The 16,936-nt window shown below is 65.3% G+C and carries 13 protein-coding genes; 7 read left to right on the forward strand and 6 right to left on the reverse strand.

All coding sequences use genetic code 11. The annotated features are described in order from the left end of the window. Positions 1–27 precede the first annotated feature (27 nt). Entirely contained in the window at positions 28–2,232 is a 2,205-nt protein-coding gene (locus ACQPZ2_RS31140; protein ID WP_433527568.1) for a hypothetical protein, read from the reverse strand. Positions 2,233–2,490: 258 nt separating this feature from the next. Between ACQPZ2_RS31140 and ACQPZ2_RS31145 the strand changes: the two genes are divergently transcribed. Next, complete coding sequence (locus tag ACQPZ2_RS31145; RefSeq protein WP_433521723.1) at positions 2,491–3,591, forward strand: glycosyltransferase family 2 protein; 1,101 nt, start codon at positions 2,491–2,493, stop codon at positions 3,589–3,591. Beyond that, positions 3,581–4,720: a dTDP-4-amino-4,6-dideoxygalactose transaminase gene (gene rffA, locus ACQPZ2_RS31150; RefSeq protein ID WP_433521724.1), complete on the forward strand. Its 1,140-nt coding sequence runs from the start codon at positions 3,581–3,583 to the stop codon at positions 4,718–4,720. The genes ACQPZ2_RS31145 and rffA overlap by 11 nt, the downstream gene beginning before the upstream one ends. A gap of 18 nt (positions 4,721–4,738) precedes the next feature. On the opposite strand, the gene ACQPZ2_RS31155 is transcribed toward rffA, so the two are convergent. From ACQPZ2_RS31155 to ACQPZ2_RS31165, 3 genes are all read right to left on the reverse strand, one after another. Beyond that, positions 4,739–5,338: a class I SAM-dependent methyltransferase gene (locus tag ACQPZ2_RS31155; RefSeq protein ID WP_433521725.1), complete on the reverse strand. Its 600-nt coding sequence runs from the start codon at positions 5,336–5,338 to the stop codon at positions 4,739–4,741. A 132-nt stretch (positions 5,339–5,470) separates the two neighbouring features. Further along, positions 5,471–5,764, reverse strand: coding sequence for a hypothetical protein (locus ACQPZ2_RS31160; RefSeq protein ID WP_433521726.1), 294 nt, complete (start codon positions 5,762–5,764; stop codon positions 5,471–5,473). 84 nt (positions 5,765–5,848) lie between these two features. Continuing rightward, on the reverse strand, positions 5,849–8,797 hold the full coding sequence (locus tag ACQPZ2_RS31165) for an acyl-CoA synthetase (RefSeq protein WP_433521727.1): 2,949 nt from the start codon (positions 8,795–8,797) through the stop codon (positions 5,849–5,851). Positions 8,798–9,348: 551 nt separating this feature from the next. On the opposite strand from ACQPZ2_RS31165, the gene ACQPZ2_RS31170 reads away from it, so the two are divergent. The 5 genes from ACQPZ2_RS31170 (at position 9,349) to ACQPZ2_RS31190 (ending at position 14,650) form a co-directional block, all read left to right on the forward strand. Next, the gene (locus ACQPZ2_RS31170; protein WP_433521728.1) at positions 9,349–10,755 is read left to right on the forward strand and encodes a family 2B encapsulin nanocompartment shell protein; all 1,407 of its coding nucleotides are present in this window, start codon (positions 9,349–9,351) and stop codon (positions 10,753–10,755) included. Between the two features lie 15 nt (positions 10,756–10,770). After that, positions 10,771–12,333 (forward strand): family 2 encapsulin nanocompartment cargo protein terpene cyclase, encoded by a 1,563-nt coding sequence (locus ACQPZ2_RS31175; RefSeq protein ID WP_433521729.1) that lies wholly within the window; start codon positions 10,771–10,773, stop codon positions 12,331–12,333. 51 nt (positions 12,334–12,384) lie between these two features. Then, the gene (locus tag ACQPZ2_RS31180) at positions 12,385–13,257 is read left to right on the forward strand and encodes a geranyl diphosphate 2-C-methyltransferase (protein ID WP_433521730.1); all 873 of its coding nucleotides are present in this window, start codon (positions 12,385–12,387) and stop codon (positions 13,255–13,257) included. Between the two features lie 141 nt (positions 13,258–13,398). Next, positions 13,399–13,977, forward strand: coding sequence for an isopentenyl-diphosphate Delta-isomerase (idi, locus tag ACQPZ2_RS31185; protein WP_433521731.1), 579 nt, complete (start codon positions 13,399–13,401; stop codon positions 13,975–13,977). Between the two features lie 328 nt (positions 13,978–14,305). Beyond that, positions 14,306–14,650: a hypothetical protein gene (locus ACQPZ2_RS31190; RefSeq protein WP_387295363.1), complete on the forward strand. Its 345-nt coding sequence runs from the start codon at positions 14,306–14,308 to the stop codon at positions 14,648–14,650. Between the two features lie 4 nt (positions 14,651–14,654). Here the strand turns inward: ACQPZ2_RS31190 and ACQPZ2_RS31195 are convergent, their stop codons facing one another. Together ACQPZ2_RS31195 and ACQPZ2_RS31200 are read right to left on the reverse strand one after the other, a co-directional pair. Continuing rightward, the gene (locus ACQPZ2_RS31195) at positions 14,655–15,386 is read right to left on the reverse strand and encodes an aspartate/glutamate racemase family protein (RefSeq protein ID WP_433521732.1); all 732 of its coding nucleotides are present in this window, start codon (positions 15,384–15,386) and stop codon (positions 14,655–14,657) included. Then, complete coding sequence (locus tag ACQPZ2_RS31200) at positions 15,386–16,870, reverse strand: NCS1 family nucleobase:cation symporter-1 (RefSeq protein ID WP_433521733.1); 1,485 nt, start codon at positions 16,868–16,870, stop codon at positions 15,386–15,388. Before ACQPZ2_RS31200 ends, ACQPZ2_RS31195 begins: the two co-directional genes overlap by 1 nt. Positions 16,871–16,936: the final 66 nt, after the last annotated feature.

Below are 16,936 nucleotides of genomic sequence, written 5' to 3' on the forward strand. Positions count from 1 at the left end.
TCCGATCGGGCCTGCGTGGATAGAGCGCTACGAGACCACGTCCGCCAGTTCACGATCCGGCTCGCCGGGGCTCGAATCCGCCGTCGGCAACTCCGGATCCCGACGCCGCGATCGCACCCACAGCACCTGCAGCACTCCGATGGCGGCGATGCCGAGCGCTGTCGTGCCGATGCCGATCTTCCAGCCCGGCGGCCGCCAGATCAGCACCAGTTCGGCGTTCTGCGTGCCCGCGGGTATGTCGACGGCGACAAAGGACTTCGCCACGGTGGTGATCGGGATCTGCTTACCGTTCAGGGTCACCCGGTAACCCGGCCAGCCGAGGCGCGCGAATACCACCTTGCCGCCATCGGCCGAGGACACCCGCACCCGGCTGGTGGTATCGGTCTCCGAAATCGATGTAGCCGACACATTTTTCGCATCCGCGACGCGGCCGTTCACCGTCGAGATCGGACCGTCCACGCGTTCCAGCACCGAGATGTAGCGCTCATGGCCGGGATAGTCGACCCACTTCCAGCCCTCCGGTGCCTGCTGATTACGCGCATCGGGGAACAGGGCGCGCTGCAACACCACCCGGTCCAGCTTCATCAGATCGACAAGGGGACGGCCGGTGGTCGGCTCCGGCGCGAACATCCGCCGATACGCGTCCGGGCAGACGCTGCTGTCCCAGCGCATGCACAGCAGTTCGCCGAAATAGAAGTGACCGGTCGGGGTGTAGCCATTGACATAGGTCAGCTCGAGCGATTTGGCGTAGTTGCCGAAGACCAGAGATCCGTAGGCGCCGTCGAGTCTCATATCGTCACGCTGCAGCAGCCCGCGCTCGCCGAGTTGGATCGTGGTACCGGGAAAGTCCGGGAACGCGGCCTGCGCCTCGGACCTGTTGGTCGGCAGATGCCATGTCATCGGCGTCGGCTGCGCGGCGTTGACCTGGTAGAACGCGATCGGGAACATCGCGACGATGGTCAGCACACCCGCGGTGGCCAGACTCCGGTTACGTCCCAGCCAGACCACCCCGGCGACGAGCGCGCCGATCGCGGCGGCCGCCAGTACGTGCCGGACCACATTGTGCGGATCCGCGGAAAAGGACCGCACCCACAGCAGACCGATCAGCAGGGCGGCCGCGACGCCGCGACTTTTCAGATCACGGAGGGTGGCGTAGCGCCCGAGTAGCACACAGACCAGCACGAGCAGGCCGAGCGCGAGCATCGGCAGCACACGCACCGGCCAGCGCAGCGGACCGATCGAACCCGGTCCGGCACTCCACATCAGCATGATGACCGCGAACAGTGCGACCCCGCTGAGCTCGCGCCAGCATTCGCGGGCGCGCCGCCAGTCGATGAAGGCCAACGCCGGAATAAGGAACCAGGCGATATAGGTGACCGGCATCGGCTGGATATAGCCCCACCAGGAGGTGAACGCGGGCAATGTGCTCGGCAGACTGGCATTCAGCGATTCCGACCATGGCACCGTCAAGAACTGGTCGTTGTTGATCTCCATGGTGCCGCGCCAGGTCACCTTCGCCGACAGCATGCTCGGCAGAAAGGTCAGCAATCCGGCCAGACCGGCACCCGTCGCGGCCACGGTCAACCGCGCCACCGGCTGCCATTTGCGTTGGTAGACGAACTCACCCACCGCGACCGCGAGCAGCATGAGCGCCGCCTCCACGGCCGGGAAGATGTACTGCGTGGAGATGGCCAGGTAGAGGTAGATGAAGACGGGGATCGGCCCGCCCAGACCGCGGGTGTAGCGCACCGACGACGCCCAGGCGTGGACCAGCCAAGCGGTGCCGGTGAGCGCGGTCATCCAACTGGCCTCGTCGAAGAACAGGAAGAAACCCGACAGCGGGAACGCGACACCCGCGACCGCGGACCACACCGGCCGCGCGCCGTACACCAGGCAGATCCGGTAGACACCGAGCGCGGCGATGATCGCGAAGATCAGTTTGACGACGGTCGCGTACACCGCCATGTTGTCGACCGACGGCGCGATCAGATCGATCAGCAGCTGCGGCGGGTTGAACAGGCCGGCATCATCCATCGTGTTGTTGCCCGACATCCAGCGCTCGGGCACCAGCACCGGGAAGGTGCCGTCACGCAGCGCGCGTCCCAGTCCCACCCAGAGTCCGGTGTACTGGGATTCGGTGTCGTCGGTGTAGAAGTGCCGCGCATTGGCCAGCAGTACCGCCAGGTATCCCGCGATGACACCGAGCGTGCAGACGGCACCCCATCGGTACACTGCCCGACGCGAATCGGGCTCGCTGTCGCGGGCGTCGGGTCCTGCGCTTTTCGCCTCCGTCACTGCACCAACCGTCACGAGTTCCAAACCCTACAGCGCACAGTCGAGCTTGGCATCGACGCGCCGACACCACCATGATGGTGCGATGAGCTGCTCCGGAATGCCGTATGCGTACCGTGTTAAAGTTCACGGCGGCTCGGGCTCTGCTGTCCAGCGGAGATTACCGGCACGCACCGTCATCGAAAGTCGATCCAGCTGATGCCGATTCCCACCGCCCACCCCAACGGCTCGCCCGCGGGTGCGACCAACGGACGCCCCGCTCGGCCGGGCGCCGACCAGCCGCACGCGGTGTCGGTCGTGGTGCCGATCTATCGGGGCGAAGAAACCATCGGTGGACTTGTCGAAGAACTGCACCGGCTGACCGATCCCACCGACACCCCCGGCGGCGTCGCCTTCTCGGTCGGCGAGATCATCCTGGTGCACGACCACGGTCCCGACCGCTCCGATGTGGTGCTGCAGGAACTGGAGCAGACCTATCCGGAGGTCCGCATCGTCTGGCTCAGCCGCAACTTCGGGCAGGACGCCGCGACCATCGCCGGAATGTCGGCCGCCCAGGGCGACTGGATCGTCACCATGGACGAGGACGGCCAGCACGATCCCGCCTTCATCGGCGCATTCCTGGACGCGGCCCTGACCGAGCGCGCCGATCTGGTCTATTCGAAGCCGACCAACACCCGCCCGCACGGATTCCTGCGCAATATCACCTCGCGCGGTGCGAAGGTGGTGCTCGCGACGATCTTCGCGTTCCCGGACTCCACCAGATTCGAAAGTTACCGGCTCATCCGCGGCGATATCGGCCGCCAGCTCGCCGAGGTCGCCTCCAACGGCGCTTATCTCGACGTCGCGCTGACCTGGGTGGTCGGGACCGTCGCCCAGGTGCCGGTGACCTTGCGCGCCGAGGGCCGCGAGGAATCCGGCTACAACTACCGCCGTCTGTTCTCGCTGTTCTGGAAGATGGTGCTGTGCAGCGGAACCCGGGGCCTGCGGCTGGTCAGCCTGCTCGGGGTCACCCTCGCGCTGGCCGGTGGCGTGATGGCCGCGTTCGTCGTATACGAGGCGCTCACCGCCGACAATTGGGCGCCCGAGGGCTGGGCCTCGATGATCGTCGTGCTGCTGCTATGTTCGGGAACGATCTTGTTCTCACTGGGACTCATCGCCGAATACCTCGGTGTGGCTTTGCATATCCTCGTCGGCAAGCCGCTGTATCTGACCGTCGGTTCGCCGACGCCGCGCCCGGCGGATAACCGAGAAATGACCACGACCACCGCCAGCAGGGGGAACGACCGGGTTGAGCACTGACCGCGTCATCTTCAGCCGCCCGTTCCGGGCCCGCCGTGAACTGGCCAATCTGGAGGCCGTTCTCGCCTCCGACCACAGTCACGGCGACGGGCGGTTCACCGCCTCGGCCACCGCGAAGCTGAAGGCCATCACCGAGGCGCCGCATGCGCTGCTGACCACCTCCTGCACCTCCGCACTGGAGATGGCGGGTCTGCTGCTCGAGCTCGGCCCCGACGACGAGGTGATCGTGCCGAGTTTCGCGTTCACCTCGACCGCGACGGCCATGGCACTGCGCGGCGCGACCTGCGTCTTCGCCGATATCGACCCGGAAACGGGCAATTTGGATCCCGAGTCGGTCGCCGCGGTACTCACCGAGCGAACCAAGGCCGTTGTGGTCATCCACTACGGCGGGGTGGCCGCCGATATGGCCGGGCTGCTCGCACTCGCCGATGCGCACGGCATCGCCATCGTGGAGGACAACGCACACGGCCTGGGCGGCCGGTGGCGCGATCGCCCACTGGGCACCCTCGGCACCCTCGGCACGCTCAGCTTCCACGACACCAAGAACGTGCACTGCGGTGAGGGCGGTGCGCTGCTGCTCACCGACGAGATCCTGATGTCGCGCGCCGAGATCATCCGTGAGAAGGGCACCGATCGAGCCCGTTTCCTGCGCGGCGCGGTGGACAAGTACTCCTGGCAGGATATCGGCTCCAGCTATCTGCCCAGCGAGCTCAACGCGGCGGTGCTGGACGCGCAGCTGGACGAATTCGAGACGATTCAGACCGGACGGCACCGGGTTTGGGACGCATACGCCGCCGCACTGCCGGACTGGGCCCGCCGCAACGATGTCCGGCTCATGGTGGTGCCCGAGGACCGGACACATACCGCGCATCTGTACTACCTGCGCACACCTACCGAGCGGCAGCGCGACGATCTGATCGCACATCTGGCCGCGCGCGGTATCTCGGCGCCGTTCCACTACGTTCCGCTGGATTCCAGCCCAGCCGGCCTCAAGCTGGGCCGCACGCCGAAACCTTGTGCGCGCAGCGCCGAATTCTCGGGAACCGTTGTGCGCCTACCACTTTGGCCCGATCTCACCGACGATCAGATCGCCAGGGTCATCGACGCCGTCACCGCATACACCGTTTGAGCGAGAGCCGGACCCGCCTCAGGCGGTGAGCACGAACAGCTTCTCCCGGCCACCGGCGATCAGCGACCGCTGCACCACGCGCGGCTCGTAACCGCGGAAGAACGCGTCCAGAGTCGCCTCGCTGAACCGGCGCGCCTGTGCGCCGTCGCCCGCATCGGTGAACCGCTGCCCGATCGCGGCTAGTACCCGATTGTCACTGGTGGCCAGGTTGCGAATCGGCTCCGCGATGATCACCTGCTTTCCCGCCGCGGCCAGCATCCGATCGATGACCGGAGCGGGCTCGGGCAGAAAGTGATACAGGCTCGACTGCATGATGACGTAATCGGACTCGGGCAGCGGGGTATCGGAACGCAAGTTCCACACCACGCCGCGTCCACCCGCCCGTGCCAGCCTGGCGATGAATCGGCCGTTGAGGTCGAGTCCGGTGTATTCGATGGACCGGTCGCGCAGGTAGCGGGTGTACAGCGTCGCGGGTCCACAGCACAGGTCGACCACGCGGGCGCCATCGGGCACGAGCTCGGCGATCGCGCGATACCGAGCGGGGTAGTGCCGCCCATACAGCCCACGCATCAGCAGCTCGTAGATGGTTCCGTTGCGGTAGATAAGGCTCGGTCTCACAGCACCCCTGAACAGTTGTCGACATGGCAACCACGCCACCCGGATGCGCCGGGCAGCCCGCGCGAGGCACCGCCCTCTGGGTAATGAATCAACCGACTCGCCAACACGATCCGGCGCGGCAAGCGTACCCGCCTACGGCTGCCCCTGCTGACGGGCGGCCTCCTCGCGGATCTCGCGGAGTCTGGTCGCCGCATCCTTCGTGGGACGGGCCGGGAGCGCGGGTGGCGGGGTGGCGGGCAGCTGTGGCACCTCGGTCTCGGTGGCTTTGCCGCGACTACCGACGTACAGCCGGAACACGCCATAACCAGCCAACAGCAGGATCGCCAGCGGTACCAGGGACAGCACCAGGCTCTTCACGAACCCGATCACCATCAGCGCGCCCAACAGCGCCAATATGCCGACGCCCAGTTTGACCTTCCACGACATCTCGAAACCTCCGTTGTCGCCGCGGACCTGGCATCCACGCTACCCCGCCGTTGCGACCGAAATCGGAACGACGGGGGCGCGGGCTTATTCGCCGAAGATGGTTCCGGCTTCGTCCTCGGTGCGGATTTCGTAGGCCTCGGATTCCCGGTTGTACCACCAGGTATCGGGCCCCGGCTGCGGACGACCCGCGGCCTGCACGGCCCGCGTCGACGGGCGGTAGGAGGAGCTGCGCGGAATCGTGTCGACGACGTACACGATGTCGGGCCGCTGGTCCGGATCGAGTGCGCGCACCGCCTCGGTCACATCCTTGGGTTCCAGCCGGAAGCCCGTGCGGACGCTGACCGCCGCCACCGCCAGCGCATGGTCGCCGACAGGTAATGCGTAGGCGACCTCCATATCGACGGCGGTGATGTCGTTGAGTATGTCGACGATGGGCTGGGTGAAGACCGGGCCGCGTTCGGTGTGGATCACCGTATCCGTGCGATCCACCAGCCAGTAGTCGCCGTCGCTGTCACGGCGGAAGAGATTTTCCGTCGGCATCCACGCATCGCCCGCCGTGAATACCCCGCGGAGGCCGCCGTCGGAGAGGTCGATGCCCTCGGTCGCCTTGCCGATCAACAGCCCGACCTCGTTATCCGCGCAACGGCGCGCGAAGCCGGACCCGTCGGTCCGGATCTGCTCGGTGACCGGGTCGTAGGCGACCAGCTCCACCTTCGCGGTGCCCGGCACGGGGCGGCCCTTACAGCCCGCCTTCACACCGGCCACATTGGCCAGCACCACATCGCCCTCGATGGAGGCGTAGAACTCGAGTACCCGCGCGGGCGCGAACTGTTCGGTGGTGCGTCGCCACAGACCCGCGGGCATGCCCGAGCCGATGAACAGACGGATCGGATGCTGGTGTCCGGCCGGGAAGACCTCGGCGTCGAGGATGTCGCGCAGCATCGTCCAGGTGTAGGTGACCACGGTTACGCCGTAGCGGTGCACCTCTTCACCGAACCGGATCGGATCCAGCGACCTGGCCAGTGCGATCCGGCTACCGCCCGCGATCGCGCCGCCCAGGCTCACCAGCAGACCGGACGAATGATGCAGCGGCGCAAGGCAGTAGACAGTGTCCTTGCGATCCAGATCGGCCGAGGTCGCGGTGCCGAAGGCGGACAGCGCCCAGCGGTGGTTGGTGATGTACTTGGTCTCCAGGCGGTCGCCGGTGCCGGTGACGAGCACGAAGGCCAATTCGCGCGCCAGGCCCGGATCCGGGCGATACCAGGCGGGCAGCTCGACCTGCGTGGGATCGATCTGTTCCAGGTCGATCACGTCATCGCTCGATGGAATATCGAGAGTGCGCGTGCTACCGCCGCCGAGCACCAGGACCCGGGTACCGGTTGCCGCCGCCGTACGCAGATTCTCCGGATCCGAGACCAGGGCCTTGATACCGGTGAGTTCGATGGCCCGATCCAACTCGCTACCGGGGGCGAGCAATACGGACACCGCGCCGATACGGGAGAGCGCGGCGACGGTGGCCAGCGCGCTCGGCCGGGTCTCCATCACCACACCGACGCGCATGGCCGGGCGGATGCCGACGGAGACGAGCCCGCGCACGACATTATCGATGCGCGCGTTCACGGCGGCATTGGTGTGCACGCGATCGTCGAAGAGGAACAGATCGCGCAGCGGCGCGCGGCGCGCCTGCTCGGCGACCAAGCGGCCCAACGAGATGCGGGTATGCGGCTGGATCATGCCGAGTCGAACCAGCCGCGGCAGTGCGCGCGCGGCCTCACCGGCGAGTTCGATCGAACCGCGCACGGTATTGCCCGCAATGCCCTCCAGCGCCTTGCCGACGCCCGCGCCCGCCTCGGCCAGGGTGGCCGCGGTGTGCACGACCCGGGTGGCCGCCGAATTCGGCCGGCTGGTCGCCACATGGCCGGTCATCGGCGCGATCTCCGGGGGCAGCGGCTGATCGCCGTCCATCCAATCGATCCACTGACGCACCAGCGGCCAGGTATGCCTGGTCGCCATGCTGCCCGCGACGAGGCCGAAATGTCCCGCCACCAAACTAGCTTCGTATACCTCGGCATTGGGTGCGGCGCGGACGATGCCGCGCACCGCGGCAGGCTGGCCGATATCGTCTACCTCGCCGACGAAGGCCAGGATCGGGCACTTCAGCTCGGCCAGCGAAATCGGCTGGTCCCGGATCACGAAGCCACCGAGCATCAATCGGTTGTGCACGACGAACTGCTTGAGCAGGTCCGCCGCCGCCGGACCGGCGTAACCGACCCAACCGTCGTCATTGAGGAACCGGCGCTGACGTTCCTTGGGCAGCAATGCCTCTCGGTCGTGCAGCTGGCGCAGGAAGTCGATGCGCGATTTGGCGGTCTTCATCGGATCGAGCATCTGGAAGCCGAGCCGGACCATGGAATCGGTGATGGGCAGACGGGTTACCACATGGTCGGCCAGAAACTCCGCGACATCGGAGACCATGCCGTAGGGCAGTCCGAACGGCATGCCCGCGACCACATCCACCGGGCTGCCGAAGGTCACGATGCTCTCCACGCCCTTGCCGAAGCGGTAGGCGGTGGTCTGATAGGCGAACATGCCGCCCTGCGAGTACCCCATCAGGTGCACATTGGCGCCGGTCGCGTCGCAGACCGTATCGATGGCGCTGTTGACCGCGAGGACGTGATCGGCCAGATCCCGTTCCCAGCCACCCTCCTCACTGGCGGGCGAACCGAAATCGACCACCCAGCAATCGATTCCGCCGCGGTGCAGAATGCCGACCGCGCCGTCGTCGGCGTTCACATCCCAGATATCGGCATTGACCATCAGCGGCGGCACCAGGACCGCGACCGGACGACCCGGCGTCACATCGTCGGGGAAGTAATGGCGCAGTCGATACATTCTGCGCCGTTCGACGACCTCGAACGGCGAGGACTCGACATCGTGGGTCAACCCGCCGAAGCGGATGACCTCGAGGCCGTTCTGGGCCGTTGCCATCAACCGCTGCACCGACCCGACCACACTTTCCACATTCAACTTCACGATCGCTCCTGGCCCTACCCTGCAAAGTGACCCGCATCACACACCCCGATGTGCTCAGACGAGCTTCCCACACCGTGTATCCATTATGGGTCGGCTGTGACGGGATCCATGCCAGGTCGGGCCGATGATGCGGGATGTTCGCGGCGGCGGTGCGCAAAAGATACCGACCGTACAGCCCTGCCCGATCCACGCCGGTTCGCGCCGGGCCGTTATCGGCAGTTGTCCGCATCGAGGTCATGTCGTAACCATCCGAAAAACAGACCAGCATTCTCGTGGCTTCTTTCTCGAGATTCGTGTGCGCACAGCATCTTTCGCGGTTTAGGATCGAAGCCGTTCGGAACGCAATGTCGCGTAAGCCAATTCGCACGGGAGAATCGGTCACCGTCTGCATGCCTTGGGTCGGCCACTTCTCTCGGCAACCACGCCGCCATACCCCAGCAGGCCTGCCGCCTGTCGAATTGTTGTGCACCACCGCCGAATTCGAAAAGTCGTCGAACCACCAGTACAGCACAATCGACCGTCTCGGTGACCATCTCAGGTGAGGACCACGCATGACCATCGAAATGCCAGTCCAAACAGAAACCAACGGGCGCAAGAGCCTCAGCACCGGCGCCGCCCACCAGCTCGCGCACACCACCAAGTCCGAGCCGCAGATGCAGGGCATCACGTCGCGCTGGCTCACCCGCACGCTGCCGTGGACGCAGGTCAACGGTGGTATTTATCGTGTGAACCGACGGCTGACCCACACCGTCGGCAACGGCGAGGTCGAGTTCGTCATCGACGGCTCGCAAGCCAGAGTCATCCCGATGGAACTCACCGAACTTCCGCAATTGCGGGACTTCGACGACGAAGAGGTGCTGCGCGCGCTCGCCCAGCGTTTCGAGCAGCGCGACCTCGAACCCGGCACGGTGGTCGCCGAATTCGGCAATCCGATGAATCAGGTCATGCTGATCGTGCACGGCAAACTCAGCAAGATCGGCACCGGAGAATTCGGCGAGCAAACCAAGCTCGGCATGCTGGGCGGCGGTGATTTCTTCGGCGATGAAACCCTCATCGACGGGTCCGGTATTTGGCCGGTGACGGTCAAAACCGTCACCCCGACCACCATGCTGGTGCTGTCCCGGCAAACGCTCGAAGAAATGCTGGAGTACACCCCGGCGCTCCGCGAGCAATTGTCCCGTGTCGCCGACGCTCCGGCACGCCCGCAGAACACCAAGGGCGAGGCGAATATCGAGATCTCCTCGGGCCACTTCGGTGAGCCGTTGCTGACCGGCACCTTCGTCGACCTCGACGACGCCCCGCGTGAATACGAGCTCAGCCTGGCCCAGAGCGTGCTGCGGGTGCATACCCGCGTCGCCGACCTGTTCAACGATCCGATGAACCAGGTCGAACAGCAGCTCCGGCTCACCATCGAGGCGCTCTACGAGCGGCGCGAAAGCGATCTGGTCAACAATCCCGATTTCGGATTGCTGCACAATTGCGACCTGAAACAGCGCATCTACAGTGAGTCCGGTGCACCGACGCCGGACGATATGGATGAACTGCTGAGCATGCGGCGCAGCACCAAACTGTTTCTGGCACATCCGAAAGCGATCGCCGCATTCGGCCGTGAATGTAGTAAGCGCGGCCTGTATCCGGATCCGGTCGAGGTGGACGGACACCGCGTGTTCGCCTGGCGCGGCGTCCCGATCTACCCGTGCAGCAAGATCCCCGTCAGCGACACCCAGACCACCTCGATTCTCGCCATGCGTACCGGCGAGAAGGATCAGGGCGTCATCGGCCTGCACCAGACCGGCATCCCGGACGAGTACGAGCCGAGCCTGAACGTCCGTTTCAAGGGCATCGACGACCAGTCGATCATCTCCTACCTGGTCAGCTGCTACTACTCGGCGGCCGTGCTGGTGCCGGACGCACTGGGCGTGCTCGACAACGTCCTGGTCGCCCGGCAGGCGGACTGACCGGGGTGATGACCGATGTCGGTGCTCTCTCGCGCCTCGGCACCACCCGCCACCCACGAGGTGGCCGCCGCTGTCGCGGCACTGCTGTCCAACCTCGATACCACCGCTCCACCCACACTCCCGCTGGAGGTTCCGGAACCGGCAACCTCGGCGCCACCTGAAAACACCGATATACCGGAAAGTACGGAATTACCCGAATGCACAGCAATACCCGAATCATCCGAAACCCAGGTGGTGGAAGCTGATTCGTCAGAACTGGACCGACCTACCCAACCTGAGGCGATTGTTCCGCGCAGCCTGCTCGGACCCAGCGGCCTGGGTGCGGCTGCACTCCTACTTCCGACGTCCACCACCACCCAAGCGGGATTACCTACTACTGAGGTACCCGACTCCGCACGCACACCTACTATCCGGGCGGCTGGTCTCCAGCCGCCACCAGTGGCGTTCGACGCCACAACGATCGCTGTCGGCGTGGCGCAGGGGGCCGCGCCGGCAGGATCGGCCCCGACCGAACCGAAAACCAATCGGAGTCGAATTCCTATCGGCCCCACTGGATTAGGTACCGCATCCGCCTACCTGCAAGGCACCGCGGCACCGATTCCACCGCTGTACTGTCCACCGCCGTTGCGTGATGACCCGGCGTTGGCCCAATTGGTCAACGACGGGCTCATCGACTGGGCGCGGGATATCGGTCTCTACGCCGGACGTCTGGACGAACTGCGCGATGCCGACTTCGGCCGATTGATCATGCTCGCCCATCCGGACAGCAACGATGCGGACCGGCTGCTCGCCGCCGCGAAATGCGCGGTCTCGGAATGGTCGGTCGACGATTACTACTGCGAGGAAGGAGCCGATGAGACCGCACCCGACGGCACGCCGTCCAGTGCCGAGGCCGAACTCGGCCCCCGACTCGAATTGGCCGCCGCCGCAATGGATCCCGTCCATCTTCCGGCTCGCTACCAGCCGCAGCTGGAGCGGGCGCTACAGGCCGATCCGATCCTGCGCGCGTTCCGTACGTCCTTCGAGCATCTGTCCCGGTATGCGACCCCGGCACAGCTGGCTCGATTGCGTACCGAGATCGCCGGATGGTTCATCGCGCTCGGTGCGGAAGCCGGCTGGCGGTCCGCACACCGGATGCCACCGGTGTGGGAGTACCTCACCAATCGGCAGCCGCACAGTTTTCTGCCATGTATGGCGCCGATCGATGTGGTCGGCGGCTATGAGCTCCAGGCCGCCGAGTACACCGATCCTCGAGTGCGCCGGGTCGTCACCACGGCCGCACTCGCCAGCCAGATGGTGAACGACCTGTATTCGATGGCGCGCGAAGACCGTTCGGACGGTAGGGAATTCAACCTGCCGACGGTCTTGGCCGCGGAGGAGCGCTGCTCCCGGCGCGAGGCGGTGCTGCGCACCGCCGTCGTGCACGACGAGCTGGTGCACCGATTCGAACAGGAGGCCGGTCCGCTGGCCGCCGCCGGATCGGCCGAACTGCGCCGGTTCCTCGGCGGACTCTGGGCGTGGATGGGCGGCAACCGCGCCTGGCACGCCGCGAGCAAGCGCTACAACGAGTCGAATTAGCCAGTACCGCAACGTAATCAGTAGTACCGCAACACGAGAGGATGATCAGGCATGACCATGCTCAATCCCGACACGGGGTCCGTCCTGCGCACCAGCTACCAGAAGGCCGTTGCCGAGTACTGGAACAACAACCCGAATGACGACCGGGTCAATACCAGACTCGGTGAGGTCGACGGGCTGTTCCACCACCACTACGGCATCGGCGAACCCGATCAGGCGACGCTGGCCGGGCCGGCGGATTCTCGCGAGGAACGGATCGTCAAGGAACTGCACCGCCTGGAGACCGCACAGGCATCGCTGCTGCTGGACCACCTCGGTGATATCCGGCCGGGCGATCGTCTGATGGACGGCGGCTCCGGCCGCGGCGGTACGAGTTTCATGGCCAATCAGCGCTTCGGCTGTCAGGTCGACGGCGTCACCATTTCCGAATACCAGGTCGGCTTCGCCAATGATCAGGCCGCCCATCGCGGTGTCGCGGACAAGGTGCGCTTCCATTTCCGGAATATGCTCGAAACCGGTTTCGATACCGGATCCAGGCGCGGCATCTGGACCAACGAAACCACCATGTACGTGGACCTCGGCGAGCTGTTCGAAGAGTTCGCCCGGCTGCTCGAACCCGGCGGTCGCTACGTCTGCATCACCGGCTGCTCCAATGACGTCAACGGCGGGCGTTCGGCCTCGGTCAGCTGGATCGACGCCCATTACGGCTGCATGATCCATCCGCGCAGCGAGTATTTCCGGGCCTTGGCCGACAACAATCTGGTACCGGTCAACGTCATCGATCTGACCGCCGCCACGATTCCCTATTGGGAGCTGCGCACCGAATCCGAGCTGGCGACGGGCGTGGAGAAGCCGTTCCTGACCGCCTACAAGGAGGGCAGCTTCCAATACCTGCTGATCGCCGCCGATAAGGTGGGGCGATGAGCGAGCGTTCCATAGGCACAGCACCATCGGTCGCGGCGGAGCCGAGCGCCAGCGAGGCGCAGGCATGAGCGAGCGTAGCGAGCGAATCATGGGCACAGCACCATCGGTCGCAGCGGAGCCGAGCGCCAGCGAGGCGCAGCTGTGACCGAAACGCTGGCGAAGCCGATTACCGACCGCGAGGCCCTGCCCGTCGAGCTGGTCGACGCGGCCGGGCGCGCGGTCGGTGCGTGCCCGGTAGCGCAGGCGCATACCGCGCCCGGGCTGCTGCACCGCGCGTTCTCGGTGCTGCTGTACGACGATGCGGGCCGGGTGCTTTTGCAGCAGCGTGCCGCGGTGAAGACGCGGTTTCCGCTGCTCTGGGCCAATACTGCCTGCGGTCATCCCGCGCCGGATGAGCCGGTGGCGGCGGCCGCCGCGGTCCGGTTGGCCGAGGAGTTGGGGTTGGCCACCGCGCTGACCGAGGTCGGAATCTTCCGGTATCACGCCCAGGATTCCGCGACCGGTCGGGTGGAGCACGAATGGGACCATGTGCTCATCGGACGGCTCGATGCCGAGTTCCTGCGGACCGCGGCGCCTCGGCCGGATCCGGCCGAGGTCGCCGACTACGCGTGGATCCAACCGGAGGCGCTGCGGGATGCGATCGCCGACGATCCGGGGAGCTATACGCCGTGGTTGCTCGGTGTGCTCGATATCGCGGAAGAAGCGGTTCGGGTCATCTGAGGCTCATTGGAAGGTCGTTCCGCTGACCCGGCCGTTTCAGGTACGTAGGCCGGGTCGGCCAACGATCATCTCCGGCGTCATCTCGTAATCGCCGCGGTGATCCGTAGTGGCCCCCGCTCCTTGCTGCTTTTGGATTCGACCTATGTCCGGTTGACTCTCACATGTTTCAATGCGCATATCTACGTTTCAGCAAGTATTTCGCGCAGGGATGCGGCACTTGTAACACCGGACAAAGCCTTCGAGAAATCACAGGAACGACACAGGGTGCGAACAGGACCGAATCGGATCCTGGATCGCGTACGAGGTCTTGAATTCAGCGAGGTGCACGATGGTCGAAGTCGAAGTCACGGACGACAAAGTGACGGTTCATGTGCTCGGCGGGCACCGACTGCTGGCCCTGCGCGAACACGTGACCTTCGATCTGGCCGATATCAAAGAGGTGACCCCCGCCCCGGTCGATCTGCGCCCACCGTGGGTCCGCGCACCGGGCACCTTCTTTCCCGGCGTGATCGCGGCGGGCACCTACCGCGGCAAGGGGCGAAAAGAGTTCTGGGACACCAGATTCGACGGTCATGCCATTCTCATCGACCTCGCAGGCCCCGGGTTCACCCGTCTCGTCGTCGATGTCGACGATCCCGATGCGGCGATGGAAGCCCTGGCCGCCGCCGCCTGACAGCTCAGGAATTCGAGCCGAAGGAGCGCAGCAGGCCGCTGTACGGCTTCGGTGGTGGTGCGGCGAACTCTCCCCTACCCGATTTGCGCAGGCCGAGGGTGATCAGCGACTGGGCGGTGAGGGTGGCAGCGGCGACGCCGTCGATCACCGGTACACCGATCTCGTCGCGGATGTGCTTGCAGAGATCGGCCATGCCCGCGCAGCCGAGGACGATCGCATCGGAGCCATCGGCGTCGACCGCATCGCCGCATGCCTCGGTGACGATTTTGCGGGCATCCGGATCTTCCAGTGCGAGCACCGGGATTTCGCAGGCGTGGATGCCGCGGCAAAAACGTTGCATGCCATAGCGATACACCAGATCGTCCGCTCGGCCGATGGTCCGGCGGAGCGTGGTGACGATGCTGAAGCCGCCGCCGAGATGACTCGCGGTACGCATGGCCGCCTCCGCTATGCCGATTACCGGGCCACTTGCCAGTTCTCGGGCCGCATCCAGCCCCGGATCACCGAAGCAGGCGATCACGTAGCCGTCGACACCCTCTTCTTCGCCGCGTCGGATGGCGGCGAGAATGCCCGGGACGCTGAGGGCTTCGTCGTAGTGACTCTCGATCGAGGCGGGCCCCATCTCGGCGTTTACCGCGTCGAGCAGTGTGCCCGCGCCCGCTACGGCCTGGGCACACTGCTCGATCGTGCCGGTCATCGCCCGCGTGGTATTCGGGTTGACGACCCGGATGCGCATCAGACGGTAACTCCCTGCACTGCCAACCGGGTCCGGGTGGCCAGCAGGTAATAGGTGACGAAGCCGAGGCCGCAGCCGATGAACCAGCTGTACTGCGCGGCGGTGTACATGCCGGTGACATCCTTGACGAGCACCGGGAGCACCGCGACGATCGCGCCGACGGCGGTTGCGATGATCGCCGCCGGGTTGTACCCCTTGCTGTACCAATAAGTTCCGGTCTGCGACAAGGTGAACAAGTCGTCGACGACTACCTGCTGCTTGCGCACCCGGTAGTAGTCGGCGATGAGGACACCGAACAGCGGGCCGATGAACGCCCCGAGCACCTCCAGGGTGTAGTGGATGACCTCCGGATTGTTGTAGAGGTTCCACGGCGTGATCAGGACCGAGCCGACCGCGGCGATCATGCCGCCCGCACGCCAGCTGATCCGCTGCGGGCTGACGTGCGAGAAGTCGAAGGCCGGTGAAATGAAGTTTGCGACGATATTGATGCCGATGGTGGCGATGGTGAAGGTCAACGCGCCCAGCACGATCGCGAAGGTGCTGTCGATACGGGCCACCGTCGCAACGGGATCGGTGATCAGCTCACCATAGACCGGGACCGTCAGCGATGCGGTGATCACGACAAGCAGCGAGAAGAGCAGGAAGTTGACCGGCAGCCCGAGCAGGTTGCCACGCCGCACCGCCGCGAAACTCTTTCCGTAGCGGGAGAAATCGCCGAAGTTCAGCATCGGACCGGAGAAGTAGGACACGACCAGCGCGATCGCGCCGAGCATGACCGGCACCGAGGCCAAGCCGGTGTACTTCACCTCGCCGAGCTTCAGGTCGATGGCACTCCAGCCCGCCTTGGCGATCAGATAGCCACAGAGCAGGAACATCACTACATACACAGCGGGACCGCAGAAGTCGATGAATTTGCGAATCGATTCCATGCCGCGCCAGAACACGCAGGCCTGCACGACCCACAGCAATAGATAGCTACCCCACCCGAGCAGTGAAAGACCGAGGAATCCATAGTCGTCGACGACCGCATATGGAGCGAGGCTCGGAAACAGTTTCACCAGTACGACATCCAGTGCCGCCGAGGCGAGAAAGGTTTGAATCCCGTACCAGGCGACGGCGATCAGGCCACGGATGATGGCCGGGATATTCGCGCCGAGCACCCCGAATGCGCTGCGGCACATGACCGGATACGGCACACCCGTCACCTGACTCGGCTTGGCGACCAGATTGCAGAAGAAATAGACGATGGAAATGCCGATCAGCAGCGCCGCGAGCACCTGCCAGCTGGCGAGTCCGAGTGCGAACAAGCTGCCCGCGGTGACGTAGCCGCCGACGCTGTGCACGTCCGACATCCAGAACGCGAAGATGTTGTAGGCGCCCCAGGTCTGCTTGCGCAGCGGGGCCAGATCCGCATTCGTCAACCGTGGGTCGTAGGCAGGTGGCGCCGGTACGGGCGGGGCCGCGGTGGTGAGCGTTTCGGTCATGGTGTTTCCCATCCGAAGGTGAAACTGTGATCGAAACGACGGTAGAAACCGCGCATTGCCCCGCCA

It is taken from the genome of Nocardia pseudovaccinii (genome assembly GCF_050942345.1).
GTDB classification, from domain to species: domain Bacteria; phylum Actinomycetota; class Actinomycetes; order Mycobacteriales; family Mycobacteriaceae; genus Nocardia; species Nocardia pseudovaccinii.

Coding starts and splice junctions, on each gene's coding strand:
- ACQPZ2_RS31200 (WP_433521733.1), bottom strand. CDS start 16,870: ATGACCGAAACGCTCACCACCGCGGCCCCGCCCGTACCGGCGCCACCT.
- ACQPZ2_RS31170 (WP_433521728.1), top strand. CDS start 9,349: ATGACCATCGAAATGCCAGTCCAAACAGAAACCAACGGGCGCAAGAGC.
- ACQPZ2_RS31175 (WP_433521729.1), top strand. CDS start 10,771: ATGTCGGTGCTCTCTCGCGCCTCGGCACCACCCGCCACCCACGAGGTG.
- ACQPZ2_RS31190 (WP_387295363.1), top strand. CDS start 14,306: ATGGTCGAAGTCGAAGTCACGGACGACAAAGTGACGGTTCATGTGCTC.
- ACQPZ2_RS31160 (WP_433521726.1), bottom strand. CDS start 5,764: ATGTCGTGGAAGGTCAAACTGGGCGTCGGCATATTGGCGCTGTTGGGC.
- ACQPZ2_RS31180 (WP_433521730.1), top strand. CDS start 12,385: ATGACCATGCTCAATCCCGACACGGGGTCCGTCCTGCGCACCAGCTAC.
- ACQPZ2_RS31145 (WP_433521723.1), top strand. CDS start 2,491: ATGCCGATTCCCACCGCCCACCCCAACGGCTCGCCCGCGGGTGCGACC.
- ACQPZ2_RS31195 (WP_433521732.1), bottom strand. CDS start 15,386: ATGCGCATCCGGGTCGTCAACCCGAATACCACGCGGGCGATGACCGGC.